The organism is Nocardia abscessus (genome assembly GCF_015477775.1).
In the GTDB taxonomy this organism is placed as follows: Bacteria; Actinomycetota; Actinomycetes; order Mycobacteriales; family Mycobacteriaceae; genus Nocardia; species Nocardia abscessus_A.
This window is the reverse complement of sequence record NZ_JADLQO010000078.1, coordinates 1-374: the sequence shown is the minus strand read 5'-3', so window position 1 is coordinate 374 and position 374 is coordinate 1. Positions and strand designations below refer to the sequence as shown.

Sequence of the window (374 nt, the reverse complement as noted above, 5' to 3'; positions counted from 1 at the left end):
GATGCAGCCGCCGATCCAGCACGAACGCATCCAAACCCGGAATCGCCCGCCCGATCACACTGGCCGCGTCCCGCGCGTCGCGTTCCCCCAGCGGCAGGAACGACACATGCACCGTGGTCTCGGTGATGCCGTACATGTTCACCAACCGCGTCGAAGCGTCGTGGCGCTCATACCAGCGGCCCAGCTTGCGCAGATCCAGCGCCTCACCACCGAACACCACATACCGCAACGCGAGCGCACCCGCACTCGCACCCGCCACCCGATCGGCCTCCACCAGCTGATAGAACGCCGAAGGAGTCTGATTCAGCACCGTGACCCGCTCCCGGACCAGCAGTTCACGCAACTGCTCCGGCGAGCGGGAAGTCACATAGTCG

Annotated in this window: 1 protein-coding gene; it reads right to left on the bottom strand. The window is 65.8% G+C overall.

All coding sequences use genetic code 11. The annotated features are described in order from the left end of the window. Positions 1–374, bottom strand: a 374-nt coding sequence (locus IU450_RS39350) for an AMP-binding protein (RefSeq protein ID WP_195154791.1), incomplete at both ends; no start/stop codon positions are given.